Here is a 24,063-nt window from a genome sequence, read left to right as displayed (position 1 = left end):
CGCACCAGCGCCTGGCCCGGCCCGGGCTCAGGCGGCGGGCACCGGATCGGCGGGCTCCTCCCGGGGAGCCGGCCCGCGGTTCCTGGTCCGGCGCCGGACCAGGAACACGACCACCGCGAGTCCACACAGGACGACCACCAGCGGCACCCACGGGACGGCCCACCCGTGCGTGGTGACCGCCACGGCGGGCAGCACCGCCGTCGAACCGGCCGCGTCGGTCAGCAGCGGGGTGAGCGTGACGCTGCCGGTCAGCCACACCGCGGGCACCACGCCGTGCACCGGCACCGAGACCGGCCACTTCTCGCCGGGCAGCAGGGACGGCGTGTCGGCGACCGGATCCGCCGCGCGGGCCAAGCTGCCGAACGGTCCCGACACCGACGCCGACTGCCGCACCGCGACGATCGCGTTCCCCGTGTTGTGGACCGTGTAGGTCAGCACCGCGTCGCCACCCGAGTAATCCACCCGGACGTCCTCGGCTGAGACACCGGGCGTCAGCGCGCCCCCGACGCGCAGCCGGATCCGGATGCCCACCCGGCGCTCCACGCCGTCCTGGACCAGCGACGTCACGATGCCGCCCATCCGGTCACCCGGCGTCGCGCCGGCGGGCACCGCCAGCGTGAACGGCACTTCGCTCGACTGTCCGGGTTGGACGGTGACGCTGCCGGCCGCCGGGGACACCCACGCGCCGACACCCGTCGACGCGGTGTCCCGGGCGACGAGGTCGAGCTTGCCCTGCGTGGTGGTGAACGCGTCGGCGGCGTAGACGGCCAGATCGAGCGGCCCGCTGCCGTTGTTGGTGACGACCAGGCCGTCCGTGAGCTGCTCGCCCGGGTCCAGGGTGTAGTTGTAGTTCACCCGGTCCGAGCCGAACTCGCCGTCGGCTGTCGCCACCGACCAGGGCACGTCGTCCTGCGCCGCGGCGGGAACCGCGCCCGTCAGCACGGCGAACAGCGCGGCCGCCGCCGCGGCGGCCGCTCGAAGGGTCAGCATGAAACAGTCCTAACCGGAGAGGGCGGGCGCTCGGAAAGCGCCCGCCCGGCGGGAAACTCAGCTCAGCGCGGTGACGGTGGCCTTGCCGTCCCTCGGCTCCTGGCCGACCCAGTCGGGCCTGCCGGGCTTGCCGTTGCCGTGACCCCGGTCGCCGGTGGTGTGGATGACCACCTTGTCGACGAGCGAGCCGACCGGCCGCGCGGGCGTCGCGCCGCTGTCCGGCCCGCACCACGACACCCGGCCCAGCTCCACCGCGGCGTTCGGCGCCGCGCAGGTGCCGCTGCGCACGTTCTCGACCACGAGCTTGTCGTCGCGCACCTGCACCTTCACGTAGGTGCGGACGTGCTCCTGGTTCTCCACCGAGTTGGCCCAGTGGTTGTCCGGGTTCAGCGGGTCCGGGCCGTAGCCCGGGTCCTTGCCGGGGTCCGGGTCGGTCAGGTCGTAGTACTTCGAGCCGGACGCCGAGTTCGCCGTCACGTAGATGACGCCGCCAGGGCCCTGGACCACCTGCGTCGCGCCCGGCTGCTCGGCCGGGTTCGCCTTCTGCCCGTTCTTGATCTCGTAGCTGCGCGAGTAGCTGTGGTCGTGGCCCTGCAGGACCAGGTCGACCCCGAGGTTGGAGAACGCGGTGGGGAAGTCCTGGCGGCGCTGCTGGTTGTCGGCGTCGTTGGCGTGGTCGGCGGGCGAGTAGATCGAGTGGTGGTAGACGAGCACGATGTGCTTGGCGTCCTTGCCGTGCTTGTTGACCACGTCAGTGACGTAGTCGATGTGCGCCTCGTCCGAACCGGCGGCGTAGGCGTTGCTGTTCAGGTCGACGAACAGCACGTCCTTGTAGATGTACCAGTAGTCACCGCCGGAGCGCGCCGCGGCGTCACCGTTGTAGAACGGCGCGGAGCGGTCCGTGTTCGGGGTCCAGAAGTGCTGCTCGTAGGCCTTGCCGCCGACGTCGTGGTTGCCGATCGTCGCGGCCCACGGGTACTGGCGCAGCTTGTCGGAGGCGAGGAACGCGTCCCACTGCGTCTCGTTGTTCGCCGACTCGACCTGGTCGCCGCCCGACACGAGCAGCTCGGCGTCCGGGTTCGCGGTCAGTGCCACGTTCAGCGTGTCCGCCCAGCCCGCGCCGTCGCGGGCGGTGTCGCCGGACGAGCCGATCTGCGGGTCGCCGAAGAACAGGAAGTCGAAGTCGCCCTTGAACTTCTGCGTGCGGAACGTGTAGACGGGCGACCAGCCGCCCTCGGTGCCCACCCGGTAGGCGTACTCGGTGTTCTGCTTCAGGCCGTCGATGGTGGCGTGCCCGTTGAAGCCGCCGTTGACCGTGTTCGCCGCGACGGTGGCCGGGAACGTGGTGGCGTTGCGGGGGAATTGCCCGTTGCGCACCTTCGACGCCGGGGCGACCTGCACGACCTGGGCGGTGTTCGCCGAGGCGTACCAGCTCACGACACGCTGCGATTCGGTGGCGCCGACGCCGAGGACGATCCCGGCCGGCTTGGCGGTTTCGGCGGCGCCGGCCGTGGTGACCAGACTGCTGCCGAAGACCACCGTGACGCCGAGGACCGCCGCGGCGGCGCCGCGGGCCACGCGACGCCGATCGCCCGATCTGGAGTTTTTCATCAGTTCCGTCCGTTTCGGATTCGACGGGGTTGGGAAGATCGACTGGAGCGTCGTCCGCCTCCGTGTGCCGCAGGTGAACGGAACCGGTCGCACCGGTGTCCGGTCCTCGAAGAACATGAGGTCACAGACCGGAAATCCGCTCGCCGAACCACAAAAGCCCCATCACCGTCACGCCCATGGCGATCGCCCCGGTGGCCCAGCGGCCGACGACCGGCGAGCGGCGGCGCAGCAGCGCCAGCAACGGGAAGGCGACGGCGATGATCGCCAGCTGCACCACCTCGATGCCGACGTTGAACACCAGCAGCGACCACAGCAGCGGCCACGACCACGCCTGCTCGATGCCCAGCGCACCGGCGAAACCCAGCCCGTGCACGAGTCCGAAGCAGAACGTCACCCCGAGCCGTGCCCAGCCGGTGCGGTCCAGCGCGAAGCGGCCGGACGCCTCCAGGTCGATCGCGTCCGCGCCGCGCCGCCACCAGCGCCACAACGGCCAGGCGGCGACGATCGCGATCGACAACGCGATCGCCGGCTCGACGAACGCGTCCGGCAGCCGCACGGCCCCGAGCGCGGCGAGGATGAACGTGATCGAGTGGGCGAGCGTGAACGTGGTGGCCGCCAGCACGATCTCCCGCGGACGGCGGGAACCGGCGATCAGCGCCAGCAGGAACAGGATGTGGTCGATCCCGGTGAGCAGGTGCTCGGCGCCCAGCCGGAAGAACTCCCAGAACCGCCGCGCCCCGGACTGTTCCGTGGAGAACGACGGGTGCGCGGCGTCCAGCCCGGCGCTGCCCGAGGTCAGGTCCAGGTCGTAGGTCACGATCGTCTTGGTGTCGCGGACGTAGCCCTCGGCGTCGGGAAACAGTCCACTCCGGACCTCGTGCACGGTCGACACCGGACACCGGACATCCAGGACGAGACGGGCGTACGGGACGCCTTCCCGTTCCTCCATGGTGAATCCGCCGTCCCGCACCGGGGTGCACGCGCTGCCCTGCGCGGTCACGGCGAAGCGCTCCGCCACGTACTTCAGCACGGTGCCGGCGTGCGCGTCCAGCGCGGCGGCCTGCGCGACGGGGTCGCGGGCCTCGAACGCCGCGGTGCCCTGGCGGAACAGCGGGTCGTCGTCCTCGTAGTCGGCGGCGGAGACGACCAGCAGGTCGTACTCGAGTCCCAGTTCGACGCGGACGTGCCCAGGGCCGGGCGACGTGAACCCGGCGTAGACGGTCGAGGTGAAACCGTGCGCGGCGCCGGGCGCGGCGGTCAGGACGAGAGCCACGGCCGCGGCGGCGAAAGCGAAAGCGGCGCGTCTGAGGGGGCGGGACATGCCCGCACATTGCTCGCCGGAGGTGAACGGCCGACGGCTGCCGGGCGAACAGGCGGCGGACGGATCCCGACGACAGCCGCCGCGCCGCCGGTGATCGGGTAGGAATGAGACATCCCCTGTCCCCGTGGAGGAAGATTCCCGTGCGCGTTCCCGCTGCCGGCGCGATCGCCGCGATCGCCGTGCTGCTGAGCGGATGCGGCCCGGCCGACGACTGGTCCGGACCACACGCGGCGCCCGGTGCGGTCGGGACGCTCGCGCCCGGCTTCGTGACCGCGCCGCCCACCCCGGAGGCGACGATCACCCCGAGCCCCGGCTCGTGGGACGGCGTGCACCCGGCGCCCGGCTACCGCGTCGTCCTGCTCACCGCGGGGGACGACGCGCCGACGAAGACGCTCGCCGACGCCGTGACCGCGTGGGCGGAGGCGGAAGACGTCAGCCTGAAGACGGTCACGGCCACCGGACCGGACGACTACGTGCCGGGCATCGGCCGGGCGATGGACCTGAAGCCGGACCTGATCATCGCGGCGGGCAACGGGCTCGTCGACCCGCTCGCGCTGGTCACCGCCAACCACCTGGACCAGCAGTTCCTGGTGCTCGGCGCCGAACTGGCCGAGCCGACGGAGAACGTGACGGCGGCGAACTGGCCCGGCGCCTCCTTCCGCGGCGAAGGCCTGGACATGTCCTCCTCCTACGACGCGGCGTCGTTCACGCCCGCCCGGGCCGCTGCCGCGGTCCGGGCGGGCGTGGCGAGCGTGCTCAACCACCTGACGGGCATCGTCGTCCGGCTCCCGTAGGGTCACCGCCGCAGCTCGGCCACCCGGTCCAGCCAGCCCAGCTTGTGCGGGTTGTTGATCCCGTAGATGCGGGTGATCCGGCCGTCCTCGACGACGAGGCTCAGCGCGGCGGCGGAGCCCGACACGTCGAGCCGGACGCCCGGCATGCCGTTGACCCAGGTCGCGCTCGCGGTGAAGCCGGTGAGCTCCGCGGCGCGCGCGAGCAGCGCCGCGACCCGCTCGGCGCCGACGACCGGCTTGCGCGCGGCGGGCACCACGCCGCCGCCGTCGGAGATCACGACCACGTCCGGGGCGAGCACGTCGACCAGGCCCTGCACGTCGCCGTTGGACACGGCGGCCAGGAAGCGCTCCACGGCCGCCTCCTGCTGCGCCCGGTCGACCTGCATGCGCGGCCGCCGCGCGGCGACGTGCTCGCGGGCGCGGTGCGCGATCTGCCGCACCGCGGACGTGCTCTTGCCGAGCGCCTCGGCGATCTCGCCGTAAGGCACGTCGAACACGTCGTGCAGCACGAACACCGCACGCTCGGCCGGCCCCAGCGTCTCCAGGACGGTGAGCATCGCGATCGACACGTTCTCCGCGAGCTCCACGTCCTCGGCCACGTCGGGGGTGGTCAGCAGCGGTTCGGGCAGCCACTCGCCGATGTAGTCCTCGCGTCGCCGGGACACCGAGCGGAGCCGGTTCAGCGCCTGCCGCGTCACCACCCGGACCAGGTAGGCCCGCGGGTCCCGCACCTCCGCCTGGTCCACGTCGGCCCAGCGCAGCCAGGTCTCCTGCACGACGTCCTCGGCGTCGGCCGCGGAGCCGAGCATCTCGTAGGCCACGGTGAACAGCAGGCTGCGGTGGCTGACGAACGGGTCGGTCAACGTTCCTCCTCTGGTCGTTGCCCATGCAGACACCGGCCGCCGCCCGGATGTGACATCACCGGTCCCGCCAGCCGCGCTGCCCGTCCGCGATGATGTCCGGCTCCGTTCAGTCGTCGCTCACCCTAATGAGCACCTCCGACTACAGCACCACCCGCACGATCGACGCCCCGGTCGGGAAGGCTGGCGACGCTCGCCGTGGACGGCGGCAGGTCCCGCTCTAACGGCGGGCCCGCCCGCCGCGACGTAGGAGCATGGACGACGCCGACCGGTGGCGGGCCGTCGACACCCAGCGCGTGGCGATCGCGGACCTGCTGGACGACCTGACCGACGACGAATGGGCCCATCCGTCGCTGTGCGAGGGGTGGACGGTGCGGGACGTCGCGGCGCACCTGGCGAGCCAGTACCGGATCCGGTTGCGGGACGCGCTGGCCGGGGCGATCCGGGCGCGCGGCAACATCGACCGCGCGATCCACGACGCCGCCTGCGCCTACCGCAAGCCCACCCCCGAGCTGGTGGCCGAGATCTGGGACCTGGCCGGGTTCCGCCGCATCCCGCCCGGCATCGGCCTGGAGGAGGTGCTGATCGACATCCTCGTCCACGGCCTGGACATCGCACTGCCGCTGGGCCGTCCCCTCGCCGTGCCGCCGGACGCCGCCGCGCACGTCGCGCAGCGGTTGTGGGACAAGCCGCGCATGTTCCACGCGCGCCGGCACTTCGGCGGCCGCCACTACCGGGCCACCGACACCGGCTGGTCGGCGGGCGACGGCCCCGAGGTGAGCGGCCCGGCGTGGGCGATCATGCTGCTGTTCGCCGGGCGCCCGGCCGCGCGGGCGCACCTCACCGGCCTGCGGTAGTCAGCCGGTGACGTCGAGCGCGGCGCGGACGATGCTGTCGCTGTCCAGGCCGTGGTGCCGGTAGACGTCTTCGAGCGAGCCGGACTGGCCGAAGCCCGTCACGCCGAGCGCCGTCGTCCGGACGCGGTTGATCGTGGCGAGGAACGCCAGCGTGTGCGGGTGCCCGTCGAGGACGGTCACCAGCGGAGCGGCGCGGTCGGCGGGGAAGACGGCGTCCAGGATCCAGGTGTCGGCCCGCTCGTGGCCCTGCCGGGCGCGGACCGCGCGGTGGAGCAGGTCGGGGCTGGTCACGCACACGACGTCGGCGGGCACGCCGATCTGGTCCAGCCGGGCCGCGGCGTCGAGGGCCTCGGGGACGAGCGCGCCCATCACGGCGATGGTGACGGCCGCGGCGTCCGCGCGGCGCAGCGGATACGCGCCGGCGACGACCTGGCGGCGGCGCCGTTCGCGGGCGGCCGGGTCCGCAGGCACGTCGGCGAGGGTCTGGTCGACCGGGCGGGTGGACAGCCGCAGGTAGGCCGAGCTGCCACCGGGCTTGCCGAGCTGGGCCATGGCCGCGAGCAGCGTCCACTCGGCGTCGATCGCGAACGCGGGCTCGTAGGTGAGGCAGCCGGGCTGTTCCAGTCCGATCGACGGGGTCTTGATGGACTGGTGCGCGCCGCCCTCGGGGGCGAGGGTCACGCCGGACGGGGTGCCGATGAGGATGGACTGGCCGCCGGCGTAGATGCCGTAGGACCACGGTTCGAGCGCGCGCTCGACGAAGGGGTCGTAGAGCACCCCGATGGGCAGCAGCGGCTGGCCCCAGCGGCTCCAGGTGGCGCCGAGCTCGCCGAGCAGGCCGACGAGGTTGGTCTCGGCGATGCCCAGTTCGATGTGCTGACCGGTCGGCCGTTCCCGCCAGTGCAGGATGGTTTCGCTGTCGTCGGCGAACCAGTCCGGCCGTTCCTGCACGGACCAGACGCCGACCTTGTTGACCCAGCCGCCCAGGTTGGTGGTGGAGCTGACGTCGGGGCTGACCGTGACGACGCGGCGGGCGGTGTCCGGCGCTTCGCGCGTGAGGTCGAGCAGTGCGCGGCCCAGCGCGGCCTGGGTGGTCGCGGTGCCGGTGGGGGTGCGGCCGAAGTCCGACGGCACCGGCGGGGGCGTCGCGGCCGGGATTTCCGGGCGGCGCAAGCGTTTCGCTGTGGCCCGGCACAGCTGTTGTTCGGGGCTGCCGTCGGCGAAGGCGCGCCAGGGGTCGTCGAGGTCGGTGCCCAGGCGGTCGGCGAGTTCCCGCATCTGGGCGTCGGTGAGCAGGGCGGAGTGGTTCTGCGGGTGGCCCTTGGTGGCCAGGCCGTGGCCCTTGATCGTGTAGGCGAAGACGACGGTCGGGCGGGTGTCGTCGATCGCCGCGAACGCCTGGTCCAGCGCGGTGAGGTCGTGGCCGCCGAGATTGGCGATCGCGTCGGTGAGGGTGGTGTCGTCGAGCTCGTCGAGCAGGGCCGTGATCGCGGGGCTGTCGCCGGGGAGGCGGCGGCGCAGTTCGGCGGCGTCGCAGCGCAGCAGGCGCTGGTACTCCGGGTTGGTCATGGCGTCGATGCGCTGCCGCAGTTCCGCGCCGCCGGGGCGGGTGAACAGTTCTTCCAGCAGGCGGCCGTACTTGAGGACGATGACCTGCCAGCCCGCGGCGGCGAACATGCCCTGCAGCTTGTCGGCGGCGATGTTCGGCACGACGCGGTCCAGGGACTGGCGGTTGAGGTCGACGATCCAGACGATCTCGCCGAGCTCGGCCACGCCGGGGTCGAGGACGGCCTCCCACACCGCGCCCTCGTCCAGTTCGGCGTCGCCGACCAGCGAATACTGGCGGCCGGTGCCCGCGCCGCCGAACTTCGTGTCGACATAGCGCCGGGAGACCGCGCCCCAGATCGGGGCGGTGGCGCCGATGCCGACCGAGCCGGTCGAGTAGTCGGCCGGGTCGGGATCCTTGGTGCGGCTGGGATAGCTCTGCAGCCCGCCGAACTCGCGCAGCCGCGGCAGGTAGGACGCGTCCAGCTCGCCGAGCAGGTAGTTGATCGCGTGCAGCACGGGCGAGGCGTGCGGCTTGACCGAGACGCGGTCCGCCGGGCGGAGGTGGTTGAACCACAGGGCGGTCATGATCGAGACCATTGACGCCGACGACGCCTGGTGGCCGCCGACCTTCAGCCCGGACGGGTTCGGCCGCACGCGGTTGGCGTGGTGGATGATCGCGCTGGACAGCCACAGCACCCGGTCCTCGACCGCGCGCAGCACGTCGATGGCGGGCGGGGAGACGGCAGGCTCGGTCATCGGTTCGTCCTTGCTCCGGGGTGCAGGTTGCTCACAGTGAAACAACCTGCTGAACTGATGCTCAACACCCCGGCCGGAAATTGAGCAATCTGCCCAGCACCGGAGCTGGTGTGCGAGGGAGAGGCGAGCACAATGCCCCAGGACGGCTTCGTCGACGCGGTGGACGCCCGGATCCTGCTGGAACTGGCCGAGCACCCGCGCGCGACGACGCTCGCGATCGCCGACCGGGCCGGGATCTCCCGCAACACCGCGCAAACCCGGATCGCGCGGCTGGAGGCCGGCTCGCTGGACTCGTTCGAACGGCGGATCTCACCGGCCGCGCTCGGGTACCCGCTGACGGCGTTCATCACGGCCCAGGTGACGCAACGGCTGCTGGACGAGGTGGCCGCCGCGCTCGCCGGGGTGCCCGAAGTGCTGGAGGTGCAGGGGATCTCCGGGCCGGTCGACCTGATGGTGCACGTGGTGGCGCGGGACGCCGACGACCTCTACCGGATCGCCGGGCTGATCCTCGCCATCCCCGGCGTCGAGCGCACCAACACGGCCCTGGTGATGCGCCAGCTGGTCGACTACCGGATCAAGCCGCTGCTCCACCAGGCGGCGGGGCCTGGCTAGCGCCCCGGGCGGCCGCGCTCGCGGCGGATGCGCAGGAGTACGCCGAGCACGAAGCCGAACACCGCGCTGCTCGCGACGGGCAGGAACCACGGGGCGCTCGGGTAGATGCGGAACCCGAGGATGACGCAGACGACCAGCACCACCGCGCCCACCGCGCCCACCGCGGCGGCCGTGAATGAGCGCCGTCGAGCCACGTGCCCTCCCGCGCCTGGGCTACCTCACGCGGGCTCGGCGGAAACCAGCGCGGCGGCCGGGTGTGCGCGAGGGCGAGCCACCTGCCCGGGTGGTGTCACGCCAGCTCGGCGGAAACGACCGCGGGCAGCTCGCGCAGGCGGGCCAGCAGCTGGTCGATCTCCTCGCCCGGCAGCAGGACCGCGCAGACCATGCTGCTCTCCCGGACGCCCTCGCGGATGTCGACCGACAGTTCGTGCACCGGGCGGCCCTGCTGGGACAGGGCGCTGATCAGGGCGGGAACCTGCGTGGCGCCGCCGGTGAAGTAGGTGGCGATGCGGCGCCGGACGAGCATCGTCGAACGCGGGGCCGGGGTGTGGAACGTGCTGACGGACATGGCGGATCTCCAGGAAGATCGAGAAACCGGACGGATCCGGGCCAGGTCCCGAAAAGAGCGACCGCCGACACTGCGCGCCGGCGACCTGGGTTCAGCCGGCGCGCCGGGCTACGAGTCGCTGGGACGTCAGGCGCTGCACGGCGACAGGCTAACACGACACCTCTCGGATCGACGAGACCCTTGATCGTGAACGCCGCGTGGGGCAGGTCCTGGTCGGCCCTCGGCCACCACCCAGGACCGGGCCACGCGCCGAGCCACGCGCCCGCCCTGGTCAGCGCACCACCTGGTAGCGCAGGTGGGTCGCGTCATGGCCGTCGAGCCGGCGGACCAACCGTAGTTCGGCGGCGTGGCCGTCGAACAGGCGGCGGCCCTCGCCGAGCAGGACCGGCACCAGGTGGATCTCCAGTTCGTCGAGCTGCCCGGCGGCCAGCAGCGCCTGCGCCGCGCCCGCGCCGTGCACCAGGATCGCGTGATCGCCCGCCGCGGCACGGGCGTCGGCGACGCAGGCGGCCACCTCGGTGTAGTAGCGGGCGCTTCCCGGGGGCTCGTCGTCGGGGTGGTGGGTCAGGACGTGGATCGGCACGCCGTCGTGGTGGTCGCCCTGCCACCGGCCGGCCAGCTCGAACGTCCGCCGCCCGGTGATCACCGCCCTGGTGGCCATCGCCTCGGCGACCACCTGGCCGTCCGGGCCGGGTTCGTTCCGGTGGTCCAGCCAGTTGAACAACCGCCCGCCGCCGCGCCCCAGCTCCTGGCCGGGGCGATCGTCGGGGCCTGCGATGTAGCCGTCCAGCGACATGGCCATGTACAGCCGGGTCAGTGCCATCGGACCGTCCTTCCGCTCGGGTGTCTCACCACCACGTCGGACGGCGGCGCCGGTTTTCGACAGCCCGCTACGCCTCGTTGCCGGGGGAGAGGTCGCGCACCGACTGGAACCCGAGCTGCGGGCCGAGGCCGGTCGCGCTGGTGCCCTCGACCGGGCGCAGCAGCAGGCCGACGTGGTCGCCGGTGTCGTGCCGGGACAGGATCTCGCCCGCGAACCAGCCGGCGCAGTCGTCGAGCACGGGGACGCCGCCCGGGCCGGGGTGCCAGGCGCAGCGGGTGAACTTGTCGGTGTCGAAGCCGGTGTGGCTGCCGAACAGCTCGGCCAGCCCGGAGACCGAGGTGTCGAGCCGGTGCACGACGACCGTCGACGCCCCGACGGCGACCTCGAAGGTGTGGTTGTTCTTCGACAGCCACACCATGAACCGCGGCGGATCGATGCTGCACTGCGCGGCGAACCCGACGAGACACCCCGCGCGCCGCCGCCCGTCGGTCGTCGTCACGACGAACATCGGGTAGTCCAGCGCGCCGACGACCGTCTCGAACCCCTCAGCTGCCACGGCTCAGTTCTACCCGACCGGACAGGTGGCGGGGCGCCGCGCACCCCGCCACCCGGCACGTCAGCGGCCGAGGAAATCCAGCAGCGCGGTGTTGACCTCGTCCGGGTGGGTCCACGCGATGTTGTGCGGCCCGCCGGGCACGGTGACGAACTCGAGGTCCTTGACGAGCCCCGGCAACCGCGCCGCGGTGGCCTCGTACGGCAGGATCCGGTCGGCGTCGCCGTGGATGAGCAGCACCGGCACGTCGATCCTGGGCAGGTCGTCCCGGAAGTCGGTCAGCCAGGTGTCGACGCAGGCGTACGCGGCGTGCGCCGAGGCGGCGACCGCCACGTTGAAGCTGTTCTGCCACGCCTGCTCGCTGATCCGGGTGCCGGCGTAGGTGTCGACGTTGTAGAAGTTGTCGAGGAACTCCTTGAAGTAGGCGGGCCGGTCCTTGACTACTGCCGCCTTGATGTCCTCGAACACCGACTTGTCGACACCCTCGGGGTTGTCGTCGGTCTTGAGCAGGTACGGCGGGATCGCGCCCATCAGGACGGCCTTGCGCACCCGGTCCGAGCCGTAGGTCCCGAGGTAGCGGGTGACTTCGCCGGTGCCCATCGAGAAGCCGACCAGCACCACGTCGTCGAGCTCCAGGTGGTCCAGCAGTGCCTTCAGGTCCGCGGCGAAGGTGTCGTAGTCGTAGCCGACGGTAGGCTGGCTGGACTGGCCGAACCCGCGCCGGTCGTAGGTGATGACCCGGTACCCGGCGGCCAGCAGCACCCGTTCCTGCTTCTCCCACGAGTGCCCGTTGAGCGGGTAGCCGTGGATCAGCACCACGGGCGTGCCGGTGCCGTGGTCCTCGTAGTGGATCTCGATGTCCTCGGAGTTCTCACGGCCGACGGTGATCTTCGACATGGTGTTCTTCCTTCCTGTGACGGGACTTTCAGGCCACCGGGGGCACGTACGGGAATCCGGCGGTGGGCTTGCTGGTGACCGATTCGCGGCCGATGCCGAGGCGGATCGGGGTGTTCGCGGCGGTGGAGAACATGACGTCCGGCGCGTTGTCCGTCAGCGCGCGGCCGTTCCACTCCGCGAAGCCGAACGACGCCGGCGTCCCCACGGTGTAGGGCAGGACGTTCGGGAAGAACCGGTGTGCCAGCTTCTCCCCGTAGGCCTGGGGGTCCTCGGCCGTGCCGTACGCCGCGACGACCCCGGCGATCTCCTTGCCGACCAGGTCGCCGTAGGTGGTGTAGTCGTCCGCGGGCACACCGGCGTTGAGGCGGTCGCCCAGGTCCTCGTTGTACTGCGTGAACAGCGGGTGGATCATCGGCAGCCCGACGCGGTTGATCGAGCGCCAGCCCCCGGCGTCGGTGGCCAAAGTGGACACCGCCCACACCCCGACGCGGCCCGCGCCCAGCTCGGCGTCCGGCACCTCCAGCACGATCGAGTACACGGTGTGCCCGGCGAACAGGTTGGCCGCCCGTGCCTCGGTCCAGTCGCCGAGGTCGACCGTCGTCCCGTCCTGGAACGCGTGGCCCACCGCGTGCAGCACGTCCGGCTCGATCCAGAACGGGTCGCCCGCCTTGCCGGTCCACACGCGCAGCCCGCCCGCGCCGGTGACCGTCTCGCCGGTCACCCCTTCCGCCACGACCTCGCCCGGCGCGAACGGGTCGGCGGCCGCGGCGCCGGTGATCCGCCGTAGCACCCAGGTCTGGCTGCCCTGCTCGTCCCGCTCGCCGAACACGAACCGGTACGTCAGGTCCTCCACGACGTCACCGTTCGTGTCGACCTTGAACTCGTACATCCCCTCCGGGTGGTAGCCCGGCTCCGGGATGTCGCCGGCGATCGAGTGGCACACGTTGATGACGAACACGGTGCCGGTTTCGCCCCGGAACACGTACAGGTCGGTGATGTCGAGGCGGACGTCCTGACGGGCGATCGGCGAATCGAGGTGGTGCGACATGAGTTTTCTCCTTTGTGGACTTTCGGGTGACGGTGGTCAGGCGCGCGGCGACCAGCGCTGCTCGATGCGGCCGTACCGCCAGATCAGGGCCGCCACCAGCCAGGTGATGGCGAACAGGCCCGCGACGGCGAACCCGAGTGTGTTGAGGTCGAGGCCGGCGTTCCACGACCAGAACCCGCCCGACCAGCCGAACTGCCCGGCCAGCACGGACAGCAGTTCGGCGGCGCCGATCAGCACGGCCACCGCGACGGACAGCCCGGTGACCGTGAGGTTGTAGTAGATCCGGCGCACCGGGCTGGTGAACGCCCAGCCGTAGGCGAGGTTCATGAACGACCCGTCGATCGTGTCGAACAGGGTCATGCCGGCGGCGAACAGGACCGGCAGGCACAGGATGGCGTACCAGGGCAGCCCGGCGACGGTGGCGCTGCCGGCGAGGACGAGCAGGGCGACCTCGGTCGCGGTGTCGAACCCGAGCCCGAACAGCACCCCCAGCGGGTACATGTGCCACGGCCTCGAGATGGCCCGGGTGAACCGGCCCAGTAGCCGGTTGAGCAGGCCGCGGTGCGCCAGCTCGCGCTCCAGCGCAGCCTCGTCGAACTCGCCGGACCGCAGCCCGCGCAGCACCTTCAGGATGCCGGCCAGGATCACCGCGTTGACCGCGGCGATCAGGACCAGGAACGTGCCCGACACCGACGTGCCGATCAGCGACGTGTAGCGGTGCAGCGCCGAGCCGTCGTCCCGCAGCGGTCCGGCGATCGTCCGCACGCCCAGCGACAACAGCAGCGCGAGCCCGAACACGACCGTGGAATGGCCCAGCGCGAAGAAGAACCCGACCGACAGCGGACGGTGGCCCTCCTGCATCAGCTTGCGGGTCGTGTTGTCGATCGCCGAGATGTGGTCGGCGTCGAAGGCGTGCCGCATGCCCAGCGTGTAGGCGGTGACGCCGACCCCGAGCCCGAGTGCGGGCGCACCGGCGTGACCGTGCGCGACCAGGAGCAGGGCGCCCCAGCCCAGCACGTGCAGCGCGGCGATCACGGCGGCCATCCCGCCGGCGCGGCTCCACTCCCGCCGCGACAACGGTCGCCGGGACACCCGGGTCAGCGTGGTCGTCATGCTCTTCCCTCCGGCCGATCCACTTCGGACTCGATGACTCCGAGCCTGCTCGCCGGCGGCCGCCGGAGCCATGACGCCGCCTCCACAACGCGGTGTGGGGTTTTCCCCACACCGCAGCGGAGCCCGCCCGACCGGGCTCTCGGGAGCACCTCATGGCGCGCCCCGGCCGCCGCGGTGACGCTGAGGAGGAGACGGGCAGACGCCCGCGCGAACCGGAGGTAGTCATGACCCGAACAACCGAGAAGACCCGGCGGATCCCCGCCGCGGGAGCCGTGGGCTTCACCGCCTCGCCGGCGCTGGCCCGCGACCTCCAGCTGGTGCTGGCCGACCTCGTCGAACTGCACCTGCAGGCCAAGCAGGCGCACTGGAACGTGGTCGGCCCCGGCTTCCGGAGCCTGCACCTGGAGCTGGACGACATCACCGCCGCGGCACGGGAAGCGAGCGATCTGGTGGCCGAGCGGCTGCGCGCGCTGCACGGTGTGCCGGACGGCCGGTCCGGCACGGTGGCCGCCACCACGACGCTGGCCGCCTTCCCAGGCGGCGAGCGGTCCACCGGGGAGGTGATCGAGGCGATCACGAACCGGCTGCACGGTGTCGCGTCGACGATCCGCGTGCTGCGGGGTTCGGTCGACGCCGAGGACCCGGTCACCACCGATCTGCTGCACACGGTCGTGGAAACGCTGGAGAAGCACGCGTGGATGCTCGGCGCGGCGGGGCGGGAACCGCGGCGCTGACCGGAATCCGTTATATGCTCGGCAAATGAGGACGGACATCACGGTCGTCGTCGGCGAGGACCAGGCGCTGGTGCGCGAAGGCATCGTGCGGATGCTCGAACGCGCGGGCTGCACGGTCCTCGCCGCGGTCGGCACGGCCACCGAGCTCGTGCACGAAGCCCGGCGGCACAAGCCGGACGTGGTGATCACCGACATCCGCATGCCGCCGCAGTTCGACGAGGCAGGCCTGCGCGCCGCGATCGAGATCCGCGCGAGCGAACCGGGCATCGGCGTGATCGTGTTGTCGCAGTTCCTCGACGACACCTACGCCATCGACCTGGTCGGCGATCGCGCCGAGGGTGTCGGCTACCTGCTCAAGGAGAAGGTGGCGAGCCCCGAGCTGCTCGTCGACGCGGTCCGCCGGGTGGCCGACGGCGGTTCGGCCCTCGACCCGGACGTGATTGCCCGTCTGGTGGGCCGCAAACGGGTCGACAGCCCGCTGGACGGCCTCACCCAGCGCGAGCGCGAGGTGCTCGCACTGATGGCCGAAGGCCACTCGAACTCCGGGATCGCCGCCCGGCTCGTCGTCACCGTGCCCGCGGTCGAACGGCACGTCACCGGGATCTTCAGCAAACTCGGCCTGACCGACGCCGCCTCCGGGCACCGCCGCGTGCTCGCGGTGCTCAGGTACCTGGGGCAGTGAACAGCGCGGCCAGATCGGTTCCGACCAGCTGGTCCTTGGGCACGAACGCGCGCACCCCGGCGCCGGTGAGGGTCTGTTCCGGATAGCCGTGGTGGTCGGTGGAGGTCAGGACCACCGCGGGCGGCGCGGGTTCCCGGTGGATCTCCCGCGCGAGGGTGAGGCCGTCGGTGTCGGGCAGGTTCACGTCCAGCAGCACCCCGCCCGGACGGTGCGCGCGGATCGCGGCCATGGCCTCGCTGCCGTCGGCGGCGGCGTCGACCACCTCGAACCCGCGCACGGCCAGCAGACGGCCGGCGACGCGGCGGAAGGCCGCGTCGTCGTCGACCACCAGCACCGTGAATCCCATACCGCAAGCCTCGCCCGCCACCGCCCAACCCGCAATGGGGAAAACCCCACGATCATGGAACCGGGATCCGGGCGCGCAGCCGGGTGCCCCGGCCGGCCGGTGAGGACACCGCGAACTCGCCGCCGAGCGCGGCGATCCGGTCCGCGAGCCCGGGCAGGCCGCTGCCGGTCCCGGTCGTGCCCGCGCCGCCGATCCCGTCGTCGCTGACGCCGATCTCCAGCACGTTCCCGTCCGCAGTCAGGGCGACGGTGGCCCGGGTGGCGCAGGCGTGCTTGACCACGTTGGTGAGCGCCTCGGAGACGAAGAAGTAGGCGTGGGCCTCGACCGCGGGCGGCAACCGGCCGGGCAGCGTGCTCACGACGTCCACGGGCAGCGGCAGGCGGCGGCCCAGCGCCTCGGCCGCCGCGGGCAGACCGCATTCGGCCAGGACGGCGGGGCGGAGACCGGCGACCAGATCGCGCAGTTCGGCGATCGCCGTCCGCGCCTGTTCCACGGCCTCGTCGATGAGTTCCGCTTGACGCGGCGGCACGCGCTCGCGCGTCAGCTGCAGTGCGATGAGGACGTTGACCAGCCGGGCCTGCACGCGCTCGCGCAGCTCACCGGCCAGTCGCAGGCGGAACGCGGCCGTGGACTCGGCGATCCGGTGCTGTGCCACACAATCCGGCACCCGAGGTCGTGTTGCTCCACTGTGGACCGCGCTCGTCTCCGTCAGCTGCATGCTCCAAGCCTCCACCGTGGCGGGGCGGCCGGGTAGCGGGCGAGTCCTATCAGCTCATAACCGCTGCCTATGTCCCGCCGGTGAGCGGGATGGTGGCCCGCAGCGAGGTGCCGCTTCCCGGCGGCGAGGACAGGGCGAAGTCGCCGTCGAGCGCCGTGACGCGGTCGGCGAGGCCGATCAGGCCGCTGCCCGTGCCGTCGAGGTTCGCGCCGCCCGCGCCGTCGTCGCTGACGTCGAGGGTCAGCGTCGCGCCGTCGCAGCGCAGGTCGACCGTGATCCCGGTGGCGCCGGCGTGTTTCACCGCGTTGGTGATCGCCTCGGACACCACGAAGTAGGCGTTGACCTCGATCGTCGGCGGCAGCCGCCGGGGGAGGTTACCGGTGATCACCACCGGCAGCGGGGTGCGCGCCGCCAGCGCCTCGACCGCGGGCAGCAGCCCGCGCGAGGTCAGGATCGCGGGGTGGATGCCGGCGACGAGGTCCCGCAGGTCGTCGATGGCGGCCTGCGCCTGCCCGACCGCGTCGTCGACCAGGTCACCGACGCCGGGCGGCAGCTCCTCCCGCGCCAGCTGGAGTCCGATGAGGAGGGCCACGAGCCGTTGCTGCACACCGTCGTGCAGGTCGCGCGCCATCTGGCGGCGCACCTCGGTCGTGGTCTCCACGATCCGCCGCTGCGCCGCCCTGGACTCCACCGCGCGCACCTGCGCCGCGTCGCGTTCCCGGACCATCCGCTCGGTCGCGTGCCGCTCGGTGAGGTCGGTGAAGGCGTAGACCAGGCCGGGCCCGTCGTCGAGCTGGAGCGGCGCGGACCACCACGCGATCGGGAACATCGTCCCGTCCCGCCGCACGAACCAGTCGTTGTCGCCGTGCGCGGTCTCGCCGGTCAGCCGGGGCCGGAGCATCGGGCACTCCGCCGCCGGGTACGGCTCGCCCGTCACGCGCTTGTAGTGCACGGTTTCGTGGCTCGGCCGGCCGCGCAGCTCCGACACGTCGTCGTAGCCGAGCGCGTCCAGCGCGGCCTGGTTGGCGAACATGATCAGGCCCTCGGCGTCCACCACCCACACCGGTTGCGGCACGCTGTCGAGGACCAGCGGCAGCAGCGCGTCAACCGACCTCATGGCCACGCCCGCGCGCCCGGTCGCCGTCGGCGCTCTCGGTGGTCCGCAGCGAGCCCAGCAACGCGAGCCGCTCCTCGGTCGCGCTGCCCGGCTGAGCCTGGAAGACCTTGAGCTGCTGGCCGGGCGCGCTGTTCACGGTGAACGAGTGGTAGCTCAGGTCCAGCTCGCCCACCTGCGGGTGCCGGATCCGCATCGGCTCGTGCTTCTTCTCGCGCACGTCGTGCCGGGACCACAGCCGCACGAACTCCGGGCTCTTCACGGTCAGCTCGCCGACCAGGTCGGTCAGCCGCTGGTCGTCCGGGTCCGCACCGGCGGCCACCCGCAGCGCCGCGACACCCTTGGCCGCCACCGAGTCCCAGTCGCGGTAGAACTCCCGCGCCGCCGGGTCGAGGAAGCAGAAGCGGCCGAGGTTCGGCTCCGGCCCGGCCGGCGCGTACAGGGCCTGGCCGAGCGGGTTCGCGGCGAGCACGTCCAGCAACGGGCCCACGACCATTGCCGGGGTGTGCGTCCAGGTGTCCATCAGCCGCCGCAGATCCGGGTCCACCTGGCGGAAGCGGCGACGCCGCGGCCGGGGCCGCGCGAGCCGGTACAGGTGCTCCACCGCCTCCTGGTCCAGCCCGAGCACCGCGGCCAGCGATTGCAGGACGTGGTCGGACGGGTTGCGCTCCCGGCCTTGTTCGAGCCGGGCCAGGTAGTCCGTGCTGATCCCGGCCAGCGTCGCCACCTCCTCGCGGCGCAGGCCACCGCGGCGGCGACCCGAGTCGGCGAGACCGAGATCGGCCGGGGTGACCACGTTGCGGCGAGCCCTGATGAACTGGCCGAGCCGGTTGTCGTCCTCCACGGATCGAGGGTAAGCGCACCGGGGCCGCGAACGGTAGGAGTGCCACTCCTACCCAGCGCGTCGATTACCCTCCCGCTCTCGTGCTCAAGAAGGCCTCGTTCGCGGTGTCGCGCCTGATCGAATTCGCGTTGCTCGCCCTCGGCGTGCTCGTGTTCGTGTTCGACGACCCGGTGTTCGTGATGTGGTGGGACCTCCTGGCGGCCGTGTACCTGGGCGTCCGGATCAGGCGCGTGGCGCGGAAAACGGCGGGCACGGACTGGCGGCGCAGCCTGCTCGGCGGGCGCGGCGGGCTGTTCTTCACGGTGTTCACCAGCGTGGTCGGCATCACCTGCGGCCTGACCATCGTGCTCGGCACCGGCGACGACCTGGTCGCCAGGGTGTTCGGCGTGCCCGCCGTGCTGCTCGCCTGGGCGATCCTCCACTTCGGATACGCCGAGCGGTACGCGCACGCCTACTACCGGGCGCTGCCGGAACGGCAGTTCGCCTTCCCGGACACCGAGACACCCGTTTTCGCCGACTTCGCGTACTTCGCGTTCACCGTGGGCACCACGTTCGCGGTGTCCGACGTCGAAACCCGCACGACGGCGGCGCGGTCGCGGGTACTCTCGCACGGGGTGCTGAGTTTCCTCTACAACACCGCGACGCTCGGAGTCGCGATCGGCGTGATCACCGGGAGTTGACGTGTTCGGCGCACTGGCCTTCGACCTGGATTCGGTCGCCACCCTGCGGTTGTGCAGCTGGCGGGACAACGGCTGGCGCTCCCTGCTGATCCGGTCCTACGCCAACGACCCGGTCGCCGAGGAGGTCCTGCTGCCTGCCACCGCCGAGCAGACCCTCGTGCTGATCATCTCGGGCACCAAGACCATCGAGTCACGGGCAGGCGCGCGCTGGCACAGCGCCGAATACGGGCCGGGCCGGATCGGGATGACCGCACCGCACCAGGAGGCGCACCTGCGCTGGCGCGGCGCGGCCACGACGAGCACCAACGTGTACCTGCCCGCCGGGCTGCTCGAACGGACCGCCGCCGAACTGTTCGGGCGCGGCGCGTCGCGGGTGAGCCGCCCGGACGCGCTCGCCGCCGACGATCCGGTGCTCGCGGCCGTGCTCACCGGGCTCGGCGACGCCGCGCTGACCGGGGCGGACGAGCTGTACGCGGAGACTGCGGCCGCGTTCATCGCCGCGCACCTGCTCACCCGGCACGCCTCGGCGCCCGAACCGGCTCCGGTGCGCGCCGAGGACATCCGGGTGCGGCAGGCCGTCTCGTTCATCCACGACAACCACCACCTGCCGCTGACGCTCGCCGAAATGGCGGCCGCGGTGGAGTTGAGCCCGTTCCACTTCCTGCGGGTCTTCAAGGCCGCGACCGGGACGACCCCGTACCGGTTCCTGAACACCGTGCGGATCGACCGCGCGCGGCGGTACCTCGGGCGGACCGACCTGCCCGTCAGCGACATCGCGCACCTGTGCGGGTTCACCTCGCCGTCCCGGCTGGCGACCGCGTTCCGCCGGGAGACCGGGGTGTCGCCCACCACGTTCCGGGAGCAGCAGCAATAAACGGCCTGCCACGCAGCAAGCAGGGGAAGGCGCGCGCCCGCCGCGGAACCTAGCGTGGCCGGCATGGCCACTAACGACCCGACGGTGGAGCTGTCCTGCGTCCTCAACGGACAGTCCGTCCGCCTCCAGGTGGATCCCCGTGAATCGCTCCTCGACGTGCTGCGCGAGCGGCTCGTCCGCACCGGCACGAAGAAGGGCTGCGACCAGGGCCACTGCGGCGCGTGCACGGTGCACGTCGACGGCCGCCGGGTGGTGTCCTGCCTGACCCCGGCCGTCCAGGTCGCGGGGCAGGAGGTGACGACCATCGAGGGCGTCGCCGGGCCCGACGGCGGGCTGCACCCGCTGCAGCAGGCCTTCATCGACCACGACGCCCTGCAGTGCGGCTACTGCACGCCCGGCCAGATCATGTCCGGCCTGGCCTGCATCGCCGAGGGCCACGCCGGCGACGACGACCAGATCCGCGAGTACCTCAGCGGCAACATCTGCCGCTGCGGCGCCTACACCGGCATCGTCGCCGCGGTCCGCGAGGCCGCCGCGCGGAACGGGGCGTGAGGTCGTGCGAGCTTTCCGCTACCTCGTGCCGGACAGCGTGGACGCCGCCGTCGACGCGCTGCGGTCGGCGCGGCCGGGCACGAAGATCCTCGCCGGCGGCACCACCCTCTACGACCTGATGAAGCTGGGCATCGAAGCCCCGCCCGCGGTCGTCGACGTGCACCGACTGCCCGGTTTCGACGCCGTCGGGACCGGACCGGACGAGCTGTCCTTCGGCGCGGGCGCGCGGATGGCCGACGTCGCCGACCACCCCGTGATCCGCGCGGACTACCCGGCGCTGTCGGAGTCGCTGTGGCGCGCGGCGTCGCAGCAGCTGCGCAACATGGCCACGGTGGGCGGCAACCTGTTGCAGCGCACCCGCTGCGCCTACTTCCGCGGCGGCCCGGAGTTCCCGTGCAACAAGCGCAACCCGGGCAGCGGCTGCGCCGCCATCGGCGGCCACGACCGCGCGCACGCGCTGCTCGGCGGTTCGGAGTCGTGCATCGCGACCTACCCCGGCGACTGGGCGATCGCGCTGCTCGCGTTCGACGCCGTCGTGGACGTGGCCGGCCCGGGTGGCGAGCGCCAGGTGCCGCTCGCCGACCTGCACGTCGAACCCGGCGACGACCCCACCCGCGAGCACACGCTCGCCGCGGACGAGCTGATCGTGCGCATCCGCGTGCCGGCGAGCGCGGCCGGCCGCGGCTCGACCTACCACAAGATCCGGGACCGGGAGTCCTACGCGTTCGCGCTCGCCTCGGCCGCCGTCGCGGTGACGCTAGACGGTGGCGTGATGGGGGAGTGCCGCATCGCCCTGGGTGGCGTCGCCACGCGACCGTGGCGGGCGGCCGAGGCCGAAGCCTTCCTGTCGGGCCGGGCGCTGACACCCGAGAACGCCCGGCGGGCCGGGGAAATCGCCTTCGACGGCGCCCGCCCCGGCACCTACAACGGGTTCCGAGTCGAACTGGGCATCCGCACGGTCGCTGACGCGGTGCGCATTGCCGGAGAGCGAGCCAGCAGATGACCGCCATCGACAACCGCCGGGTCGACGCCCGCGACAAGGTGACCGGCCGCACCGCCTACGGCGCCGACCGGGTGCCGGAGGGCCTGGCGTACGCGATGTTCGCGACCGCCCGGATCGGCAAGGGCCGGATCGTCTCGGTCGGCACCACCGCCGCCGAGGCGGTGCCCGGCGTGCGCATGGTGGTGACCCGGTTCGAACCCGGTGAGCTGGGCGAAGGCAGCTTCGTCATGGGCGGCGGGCACGGGTTCCAGAGCTTCCAGCCGCTGCTGGGCGACCGGGTGGCCTACCGCGGGCAGCCGATCGCGCTGGTGGTCGCGGACACGCTCGTCGCGGCGACCGAGGCCGCCGATCTGGTGACCGCCGAGTACGAGGTGGAGCCGTTCGCGGTCGGGCTCGACGCCGACGGCGCGACCACCGTCGTCCAGGAGGAGGCCATCCCGCTGCCGTTCCTGGCCGACGTCAAGGTGGGCGACGCGGACGCCGCCTTCGCCGCCAGCCCGGTGCGCGTGGAGGGCACCTACGAGCACGCCCCGCAGCACCAGGTGCCGATGGAGCTGATCAGCAGTGTCGTGGAATGGCACGGCGACCGCGTGATCGTGCACGAGGGCACCCAGAACGCGGGCGCGCTGCGCCACGGCCTGGCCCGGCAGCTGGGCATCGACGCGGCGAACGTCGAGATCCGCTCGCCCTACGTCGGCGGCGGGTTCGGGCAGAAGAACTCGCTGCAGCCGCACCTGGGGCCGCTGGCCGTCGTCGCGCGCCGCCTCGGCCGTCCGGTCAAGCTGGTGCTGCCGCGGCCGCAGACGTTCCACGCGGCCAGCTTCCGGCCCGCGTCCCGGCACACCGTGCGGCTGGGCGCCGACACCTCCGGCAAGCTGCTGGCGGCGGTGCACGAGGTCGACCAGCAGACCTCCCGGCACGACCTGTTCCCGTGCACGGCCACGGAGGTCACCTCGAGGCTGTACGGCGTGCCGGCCTTCCGCGGCAGGCAGCGGCTGGTGCGGACCGACGTGCAGACCCCGGGGTACATGCGCGCGCCGTTCGAGAGCCCCGCGACGTTCGCGTTCGAGTCCGCCGTGGACGAGCTCGCCTACGCCACCGGGCAGGACCCGGTGGCGCTGCGGCTGGCCAACGACACCGCGGTCGACCCGGTGAGCGGGCACCCGTTCTCCAGCCGCTACCTGGCCGAATGCCTGCGGCGGGGCGCGCAGCGGTTCGGCTGGGCGGACCGGAACCCGGAGCCCGGGTCGATGGTCGCCGCGGACGGGGCGTCGATCGGCTGGGGCGTGGCGGCGGGGGCCTACCCGTGCAACGTCGCGCCCGCGGTCGCGCACCTGTCGGCGAGCGCGGACGGGCAGGTGACGGTGAGCGTCGACGGGCACGAGATGGGGCAGGGCATCCGGTCGGCGATCGCGTTGACCGTGGCCCGCGACCTCGGGATGGCGGCCGCGGACGTGGTGGTGCTGGTCGGGGACACCCGGGTGGCGCCGCAGCACCTGACGGCTGGTTCGTGGGGCACCGCGACGGCGCTGCCCGCCGTCCAGAGTGGACTGGCGGAGCTGCGCAAGCACCTGGACGTCCCGGCGTCCGGGGACGTGGACGTCGCGGCGGCGGTCGCGGCGACCGGGCGGGACGCGGTGGAGGTCGAGGTGACCTCGCAGGCGCCGGAGATGCTGGAGCGGTCCCGGGCCGGACTGGTCGCGATCGCCGGGCCGGAGTTCGGCGAGTTCAGCTCGTTCAGCTGGATCGCGCACTTCGTCGAGGTGCGGGTCGAGGCGGGGACGCGGCGGATCCGCGTGCCGCGGGTGGTCAGCGTCGCGGACTGCGGCCGGGTGGCGAGCCCGGTCACGGCGGCCAGCCAGGTGCGCGGCGCCGTGGTGTGGGGTATCGGCGCGGCGCTGCGGGAGGAGAGCGAGGTGGACGACCGCTTCGGCGGCTTCCTCAACACCACGCTGGAGGAGTACCCGGTGCCGGTGAACGCCGACGTGCACGACATCGACGTGTCCTTCATCGACGAGCCGGACCCGCTGTTCAACTCGGCCGGGGTGAAGGGGCTGGGCGAGGTCGCGATGGTCGGGGTGGCCGCGGCCATCGCGAACGCGGTGCACCACGCGACGGGCCGTCGTCCCCGGCGGCTGCCCATCCGGCTCGAGCACGTCCTCTGA

Annotated in this window: 26 protein-coding genes; 10 read left to right on the top strand and 16 right to left on the bottom strand. The window is 72.5% G+C overall.

The window, feature by feature from the left end; genetic code table 11:
- Nucleotides 1–27: 27 nt before the first annotated feature.
- From ACCP09_RS18815 to ACCP09_RS18805, 3 genes are all read right to left on the bottom strand, one after another.
- Entirely contained in the window at nt 28–990 is a 963-nt protein-coding gene (locus ACCP09_RS18815; protein ID WP_433748369.1) for a WxL protein peptidoglycan domain-containing protein, read from the bottom strand.
- Between the two features lie 57 nt (nt 991–1,047).
- Nucleotides 1,048–2,601, bottom strand: a complete 1,554-nt coding sequence (locus ACCP09_RS18810) for a fibronectin type III domain-containing protein (RefSeq protein ID WP_433748366.1) — start codon at nt 2,599–2,601, stop codon at nt 1,048–1,050.
- A gap of 121 nt (nt 2,602–2,722) precedes the next feature.
- Entirely contained in the window at nt 2,723–3,922 is a 1,200-nt protein-coding gene (locus ACCP09_RS18805) for a HupE/UreJ family protein (RefSeq protein ID WP_433748363.1), read from the bottom strand.
- A gap of 140 nt (nt 3,923–4,062) precedes the next feature.
- On the opposite strand from ACCP09_RS18805, the gene ACCP09_RS18800 reads away from it, so the two are divergent.
- Nucleotides 4,063–4,716: a hypothetical protein gene (locus tag ACCP09_RS18800; protein WP_378335941.1), complete on the top strand. Its 654-nt coding sequence runs from the start codon at nt 4,063–4,065 to the stop codon at nt 4,714–4,716.
- Between the two features lie 2 nt (nt 4,717–4,718).
- Here ACCP09_RS18800 and ACCP09_RS18795 read toward each other — a convergent pair whose 3' ends face one another.
- Nucleotides 4,719–5,579, bottom strand: a complete 861-nt coding sequence (locus tag ACCP09_RS18795; RefSeq protein WP_378363660.1) for an RNA polymerase sigma-70 factor — start codon at nt 5,577–5,579, stop codon at nt 4,719–4,721.
- A 251-nt stretch (nt 5,580–5,830) separates the two neighbouring features.
- On the opposite strand from ACCP09_RS18795, the gene ACCP09_RS18790 reads away from it, so the two are divergent.
- Nucleotides 5,831–6,433: a maleylpyruvate isomerase family mycothiol-dependent enzyme gene (locus tag ACCP09_RS18790; protein WP_433748358.1), complete on the top strand. Its 603-nt coding sequence runs from the start codon at nt 5,831–5,833 to the stop codon at nt 6,431–6,433.
- On the opposite strand, the gene ACCP09_RS18785 is transcribed toward ACCP09_RS18790, so the two are convergent.
- Nucleotides 6,434–8,737, bottom strand: coding sequence for a transketolase-like TK C-terminal-containing protein (locus tag ACCP09_RS18785; RefSeq protein WP_433748355.1), 2,304 nt, complete (start codon nt 8,735–8,737; stop codon nt 6,434–6,436). It abuts the gene before it with no gap.
- Nucleotides 8,738–8,869: 132 nt separating this feature from the next.
- Between ACCP09_RS18785 and ACCP09_RS18780 the strand changes: the two genes are divergently transcribed.
- The gene (locus tag ACCP09_RS18780; protein ID WP_027931136.1) at nt 8,870–9,349 is read left to right on the top strand and encodes an Lrp/AsnC family transcriptional regulator; all 480 of its coding nucleotides are present in this window, start codon (nt 8,870–8,872) and stop codon (nt 9,347–9,349) included.
- Here ACCP09_RS18780 and ACCP09_RS18775 read toward each other — a convergent pair.
- From ACCP09_RS18775 to ACCP09_RS18745, 7 genes are all read right to left on the bottom strand, one after another.
- On the bottom strand, nt 9,346–9,543 hold the full coding sequence (locus tag ACCP09_RS18775) for a hypothetical protein (RefSeq protein WP_433748351.1): 198 nt from the start codon (nt 9,541–9,543) through the stop codon (nt 9,346–9,348). The two genes, ACCP09_RS18780 and ACCP09_RS18775, sit on opposite strands and share 4 nt — an antisense overlap.
- A 95-nt stretch (nt 9,544–9,638) precedes the next feature.
- A complete protein-coding gene (locus ACCP09_RS18770) occupies nt 9,639–9,917 on the bottom strand; it encodes a hypothetical protein (RefSeq protein WP_027931135.1) in 279 nt (92 codons plus the stop codon).
- Between the two features lie 271 nt (nt 9,918–10,188).
- A complete protein-coding gene (locus ACCP09_RS18765) occupies nt 10,189–10,740 on the bottom strand; it encodes a dihydrofolate reductase family protein (protein ID WP_431906536.1) in 552 nt (183 codons plus the stop codon).
- Nucleotides 10,741–10,807: 67 nt separating this feature from the next.
- Nucleotides 10,808–11,296: a flavin reductase family protein gene (locus ACCP09_RS18760; protein ID WP_433748347.1), complete on the bottom strand. Its 489-nt coding sequence runs from the start codon at nt 11,294–11,296 to the stop codon at nt 10,808–10,810.
- Nucleotides 11,297–11,356: 60 nt separating this feature from the next.
- Nucleotides 11,357–12,190: an alpha/beta fold hydrolase gene (locus tag ACCP09_RS18755; protein WP_433748344.1), complete on the bottom strand. Its 834-nt coding sequence runs from the start codon at nt 12,188–12,190 to the stop codon at nt 11,357–11,359.
- Between the two features lie 28 nt (nt 12,191–12,218).
- Nucleotides 12,219–13,238: a DUF4331 family protein gene (locus tag ACCP09_RS18750; RefSeq protein WP_433748341.1), complete on the bottom strand. Its 1,020-nt coding sequence runs from the start codon at nt 13,236–13,238 to the stop codon at nt 12,219–12,221.
- Nucleotides 13,239–13,274: 36 nt separating this feature from the next.
- On the bottom strand, nt 13,275–14,351 hold the full coding sequence (locus ACCP09_RS18745) for a HoxN/HupN/NixA family nickel/cobalt transporter (protein WP_433748338.1): 1,077 nt from the start codon (nt 14,349–14,351) through the stop codon (nt 13,275–13,277).
- A 224-nt stretch (nt 14,352–14,575) separates the two neighbouring features.
- Between ACCP09_RS18745 and ACCP09_RS18740 the strand changes: the two genes are divergently transcribed.
- Together ACCP09_RS18740 and ACCP09_RS18735 are read left to right on the top strand one after the other, a co-directional pair.
- The gene (locus ACCP09_RS18740; RefSeq protein ID WP_433748335.1) at nt 14,576–15,085 is read left to right on the top strand and encodes a Dps family protein; all 510 of its coding nucleotides are present in this window, start codon (nt 14,576–14,578) and stop codon (nt 15,083–15,085) included.
- A gap of 25 nt (nt 15,086–15,110) precedes the next feature.
- Nucleotides 15,111–15,767, top strand: coding sequence for a response regulator transcription factor (locus ACCP09_RS18735; RefSeq protein ID WP_123682974.1), 657 nt, complete (start codon nt 15,111–15,113; stop codon nt 15,765–15,767).
- Here the strand turns inward: ACCP09_RS18735 and ACCP09_RS18730 are convergent.
- The 4 genes from ACCP09_RS18730 to ACCP09_RS18715 all read right to left on the bottom strand — a co-directional run bounded on the left by ACCP09_RS18730 (nt 15,748) and on the right by ACCP09_RS18715 (nt 18,789).
- Nucleotides 15,748–16,113 carry a response regulator gene (locus tag ACCP09_RS18730; RefSeq protein WP_378363652.1) on the bottom strand — a complete coding sequence of 122 codons (366 nt, stop codon included), beginning with the start codon at nt 16,111–16,113 and terminating at the stop codon, nt 15,748–15,750. The genes ACCP09_RS18735 and ACCP09_RS18730 overlap by 20 nt on opposite strands.
- A gap of 52 nt (nt 16,114–16,165) precedes the next feature.
- Complete coding sequence (locus tag ACCP09_RS18725; RefSeq protein WP_433748330.1) at nt 16,166–16,768, bottom strand: sensor histidine kinase; 603 nt, start codon at nt 16,766–16,768, stop codon at nt 16,166–16,168.
- Between the two features lie 130 nt (nt 16,769–16,898).
- On the bottom strand, nt 16,899–17,948 hold the full coding sequence (locus tag ACCP09_RS18720) for a PAS domain-containing sensor histidine kinase (protein WP_433748327.1): 1,050 nt from the start codon (nt 17,946–17,948) through the stop codon (nt 16,899–16,901).
- Nucleotides 17,935–18,789 carry a helix-turn-helix domain-containing protein gene (locus ACCP09_RS18715; protein WP_123687052.1) on the bottom strand — a complete coding sequence of 285 codons (855 nt, stop codon included), beginning with the start codon at nt 18,787–18,789 and terminating at the stop codon, nt 17,935–17,937. Before ACCP09_RS18715 ends, ACCP09_RS18720 begins: the two co-directional genes overlap by 14 nt.
- A gap of 80 nt (nt 18,790–18,869) precedes the next feature.
- On the opposite strand from ACCP09_RS18715, the gene ACCP09_RS18710 reads away from it, so the two are divergent.
- From ACCP09_RS18710 to ACCP09_RS18690, 5 genes are all read left to right on the top strand, one after another.
- On the top strand, nt 18,870–19,469 hold the full coding sequence (locus ACCP09_RS18710) for a DUF1345 domain-containing protein (protein ID WP_123682970.1): 600 nt from the start codon (nt 18,870–18,872) through the stop codon (nt 19,467–19,469).
- Nucleotide 19,470: 1 nt separating this feature from the next.
- Nucleotides 19,471–20,343: a helix-turn-helix domain-containing protein gene (locus ACCP09_RS18705; protein WP_433748322.1), complete on the top strand. Its 873-nt coding sequence runs from the start codon at nt 19,471–19,473 to the stop codon at nt 20,341–20,343.
- A 63-nt stretch (nt 20,344–20,406) separates the two neighbouring features.
- The gene (locus tag ACCP09_RS18700) at nt 20,407–20,895 is read left to right on the top strand and encodes a (2Fe-2S)-binding protein (RefSeq protein ID WP_433748319.1); all 489 of its coding nucleotides are present in this window, start codon (nt 20,407–20,409) and stop codon (nt 20,893–20,895) included.
- A gap of 4 nt (nt 20,896–20,899) precedes the next feature.
- Complete coding sequence (locus ACCP09_RS18695) at nt 20,900–21,898, top strand: FAD binding domain-containing protein (RefSeq protein ID WP_433748316.1); 999 nt, start codon at nt 20,900–20,902, stop codon at nt 21,896–21,898.
- A complete protein-coding gene (locus ACCP09_RS18690; protein ID WP_433748313.1) occupies nt 21,895–24,063 on the top strand; it encodes a xanthine dehydrogenase family protein molybdopterin-binding subunit in 2,169 nt (722 codons plus the stop codon). The genes ACCP09_RS18695 and ACCP09_RS18690 overlap by 4 nt, the downstream gene beginning before the upstream one ends.

The sequence above is a fragment of the Amycolatopsis sp. 3B14 genome, assembly GCF_050958625.1.
Lineage (GTDB): Bacteria > Actinomycetota > Actinomycetes > Mycobacteriales > Pseudonocardiaceae > Amycolatopsis_E > Amycolatopsis_E thermoflava.
The sequence above is the reverse complement of the archived record's forward strand: the minus strand, read 5'-3'. Positions and strand labels throughout refer to the sequence as shown.

Excerpts from the sequence above, each read along its gene's own strand:
- ACCP09_RS18815 (WP_433748369.1), bottom strand. The coding sequence starts at position 990 with ATGCTGACCCTTCGAGCGGCCGCCGCGGCGGCGGCCGCGCTGTTCGCC.
- ACCP09_RS18810 (WP_433748366.1), bottom strand. The coding sequence starts at position 2,601 with ATGAAAAACTCCAGATCGGGCGATCGGCGTCGCGTGGCCCGCGGCGCC.
- ACCP09_RS18805 (WP_433748363.1), bottom strand. The coding sequence starts at position 3,922 with ATGTCCCGCCCCCTCAGACGCGCCGCTTTCGCTTTCGCCGCCGCGGCC.
- ACCP09_RS18790 (WP_433748358.1), top strand. The coding sequence starts at position 5,831 with ATGGACGACGCCGACCGGTGGCGGGCCGTCGACACCCAGCGCGTGGCG.
- ACCP09_RS18785 (WP_433748355.1), bottom strand. The coding sequence starts at position 8,737 with ATGACCGAGCCTGCCGTCTCCCCGCCCGCCATCGACGTGCTGCGCGCG.
- ACCP09_RS18780 (WP_027931136.1), top strand. The coding sequence starts at position 8,870 with ATGCCCCAGGACGGCTTCGTCGACGCGGTGGACGCCCGGATCCTGCTG.
- ACCP09_RS18770 (WP_027931135.1), bottom strand. The coding sequence starts at position 9,917 with ATGTCCGTCAGCACGTTCCACACCCCGGCCCCGCGTTCGACGATGCTC.
- ACCP09_RS18765 (WP_431906536.1), bottom strand. The coding sequence starts at position 10,740 with ATGGCACTGACCCGGCTGTACATGGCCATGTCGCTGGACGGCTACATC.
- ACCP09_RS18755 (WP_433748344.1), bottom strand. The coding sequence starts at position 12,190 with ATGTCGAAGATCACCGTCGGCCGTGAGAACTCCGAGGACATCGAGATC.
- ACCP09_RS18750 (WP_433748341.1), bottom strand. The coding sequence starts at position 13,238 with ATGTCGCACCACCTCGATTCGCCGATCGCCCGTCAGGACGTCCGCCTC.
- ACCP09_RS18745 (WP_433748338.1), bottom strand. The coding sequence starts at position 14,351 with ATGACGACCACGCTGACCCGGGTGTCCCGGCGACCGTTGTCGCGGCGG.
- ACCP09_RS18740 (WP_433748335.1), top strand. The coding sequence starts at position 14,576 with ATGACCCGAACAACCGAGAAGACCCGGCGGATCCCCGCCGCGGGAGCC.
- ACCP09_RS18735 (WP_123682974.1), top strand. The coding sequence starts at position 15,111 with ATGAGGACGGACATCACGGTCGTCGTCGGCGAGGACCAGGCGCTGGTG.
- ACCP09_RS18730 (WP_378363652.1), bottom strand. The coding sequence starts at position 16,113 with ATGGGATTCACGGTGCTGGTGGTCGACGACGACGCGGCCTTCCGCCGC.
- ACCP09_RS18720 (WP_433748327.1), bottom strand. The coding sequence starts at position 17,948 with ATGAGGTCGGTTGACGCGCTGCTGCCGCTGGTCCTCGACAGCGTGCCG.
- ACCP09_RS18700 (WP_433748319.1), top strand. The coding sequence starts at position 20,407 with ATGGCCACTAACGACCCGACGGTGGAGCTGTCCTGCGTCCTCAACGGA.
- ACCP09_RS18690 (WP_433748313.1), top strand. The coding sequence starts at position 21,895 with ATGACCGCCATCGACAACCGCCGGGTCGACGCCCGCGACAAGGTGACC.